Below are 2,744 nucleotides of genomic sequence, written 5' to 3'. Positions count from 1 at the left end.
TGCGGTTGAGTGTGTGTGTAGCTACCACCAGTTTGTGCTGTTCGTCTACAGCAGCTTGTAGGTTATAACTCACTTCTACTACTTGTCCTTGTACCAATAAGGCTCTGGCGTCTGTGTCAGTCGTACTTACCTGGGGTTCGTCTGTAGTCGAAAGCTGCTTTTCCAGTGTTTCATATTTGATTTTGGCTCCAGCAAGACGTTCTATTTTGGCCTGAACATGTTTTACATCTAAACCAGTGTTTTGCTTATCATTTTCTTCTAACTGCTTTAAGTATTCCGTGGTCTTTTCTTCGATATAAGCTAAATGGCGGTCTATTTTCTTTTGATTATAGTTGTTCTTCTTGGAATTACTTGCTCTTACTTTAGTACCATCAATGGCTACTGTACGCCCTCCAATTAGCTCACATTCTTTTAAAAATAGTACAAAGAGTTTGAACGTGTTTTTTAGGGCCTTAGGATTGTCTTTTCGGAAGTCAGCTATGCTGTGGTAATTAGGCTGCTGACCGCAAAGCAGCCAAAAAACCTCTACATTACGCACGCATTCCCTCTCAAGCTTGCGGCTGCTGCGTAAACCGTTTAGGTAGCCGTATAAATAAAGCTTTAAATATAATGAGTGCTCAAAAGTAGGTCGGCCTTCAGTTTTGAAAGTTTGAGAAATGAAGCCAAGTTTAGTCATCTCTAGTTTATCAACAAAGGCGTCAATAAACCGAACAGGATTATCATTGTTGATTCGCTCCTCAAAACTAGAAAACTGGACTTGATTTCGGTCTGTTTTTGATTGAATTGGCAAGGCAGAAAGCGTTTTTTGATGTATTAAAAATACAAAAACTCTGTATGTTTTCAAAACCTTTTATTTAGTTTTGTAAAGGCAGTTTTTTCACAGACTGCCGTTATGTGCCATATTATAACAACCCTCAAACTGACAGACAACACTAAATGAACATAGGAATTTTTACATACGGAACAAGAGGCGATTTGCAACCATACATTGCATTAGCACTTGGACTTATGGACAAAGGACACAAAGTAACACTTTCTGCTACGGAAGATTTTAAAGAATTTGTAGAAGGTTTTGGAATTTCGTTTCAGCCACTTTGGGGAAACGCTGAAACTATGATGAACTCAACCGAAGGACAAGAAATACTACAATCCGAGAACTCTATAAAATTGATGAAGTATTATTTTAAAGTTCTTCACGACAACAGAGAGCCATTACGAAAAAGTTATTACGAAGCCATTTCAAAAGTTGATTTCGTAATTGCAAATTCAATGACGCTTCCAATTGTAAGTGCTATTGCTGAAAAGCAACAAAAAAAAATAGCACTCACTTATTTTATGCCACCAGTTGTGCCAACGACTGCATTTCCATTGGGCGACTTTGACTTCTTAAACTTTTCTTGGTACAATAAACTGACTTATAAAATTGCTCAATTTTTCTTTTGGCAATTTGTAAAACAAGACACCAACGAATACCGAAAAGAGTTATTGCTACCAGAATTAAAAGAAAATTTGGTTGCACATATTGACAAACTAAAAGTTTTGGATTTGTATTGCATTAGTCAATCGTTAATTCCACAACCAAAAGATTGGGAAACCCACCATAAAATCACAGGATTTATAAACATTCCCAAACAGAAAAGAGAACAACATTTTTTAGACCAAACACCGACTGAACTTAAAGAGTGGATTTCAAAAGGAGACAAACCAATTTACATAGGTTTTGGTAGTAATGGAATAGGAAACACTACCAAATTTTCAAAAATTATTACAGATATTTTAGAGCAAACAACTGAAAGAATTTTATTTTGTACAGGTTGGTCACAGTTTGACAATTTACCAAAGCACGACAATTTATTTGTAACAAAATATGTAAATCACGAAACAATTTTACCACAATGCAAAGTAGGAGTTTTTCACGGAGGAGCAGGAACTTTGGCGACTATGTTAAGACACAATTTACCAGTAATCATAGTTTCATTTTATACAGACCAACCTACTTGGGGCAAAATCGTTGAACAAAGAAAGTTAGGTGTTCATATTCCAGTTAAATCATTATCAGCAGATAAACTTATTTTGGCAATTCAAAGAGTGCAAACTAACGAAATAAAAAATAATGTTTCGGCTGTTGGACAACAAATCAAAAACGAAAACGGACTTGAAAATGCAATAACAGAAATTGAAAATTACTTTAAAGAAAAACAAAAATACGGCACATAATCGAGTAGCCTGCCCCACTAGGAAACCCTAGCAGGGAGAGGCTCTCACACCACTGTACGTACGGGTCTCGTATACAGCGGTTCATTAAACATCGGACTTACCTTTTCATAGTAATCGTTCATACTTTCGTATCCCCTTTTTCTTAGGCGTTCTAGTGTGATAGTTGTTACCATTATAGGACTTTGGGCTATTACCCATCCTCCTTTTCGGGTTCTGCTAAATTGGTAGGCTTTACTTGGTGGAACTCCCAGTCGTATCAAGTTCTTACGTTTCCGTTCTGGCTTTTTCCAGTCTGTCCAAATGCAATATCGTAAACGGTTTCTTGTCCAACTGTCTATGCTTTTGAGTTTGCTGCCTATATTTCCAAGTTTGAAATAGTTGACCCATCCTCGTTGCAGTAGTTTCAGTTTTGTGTTACGTTCATCGAAACTCAATGGTGCAGTTTTGCGTGTTACTTCCTTGATACTTGCTTTTAGCTTCTTCCAGCTTTTGTCTAGTACTACTATCTGATATTTGCCTTTTGCTCC

Annotated in this window: 3 protein-coding genes; 1 reads left to right on the top strand and 2 read right to left on the bottom strand. The window is 36.8% G+C overall.

Going from position 1 to position 2,744, the window contains the following annotated elements; all coding sequences use genetic code 11:
* On the bottom strand, positions 1-844 hold an 844-nt coding region (locus EGI31_RS14300; RefSeq protein WP_255037902.1), incomplete at its 3' end, for a transposase.
* Between the two features lie 92 nt (positions 845-936).
* On the opposite strand from EGI31_RS14300, the gene EGI31_RS14295 reads away from it, so the two are divergent.
* Complete coding sequence (locus tag EGI31_RS14295) at positions 937-2,217, top strand: glycosyltransferase (protein WP_255037901.1); 1,281 nt, start codon at positions 937-939, stop codon at positions 2,215-2,217.
* A gap of 44 nt (positions 2,218-2,261) precedes the next feature.
* Here EGI31_RS14295 and EGI31_RS14290 read toward each other — a convergent pair.
* Positions 2,262-2,744, bottom strand: a 483-nt coding sequence (locus EGI31_RS14290) for a group II intron maturase-specific domain-containing protein (protein WP_310586218.1), incomplete at its 5' end; no start/stop codon positions are given.

It is taken from the genome of Lacihabitans soyangensis (assembly GCF_024343775.1).
GTDB classification, from domain to species: domain Bacteria; phylum Bacteroidota; class Bacteroidia; order Cytophagales; family Spirosomataceae; genus Leadbetterella; species Leadbetterella soyangensis.
This window is presented reverse-complemented; position numbering and strand designations above follow the sequence as displayed.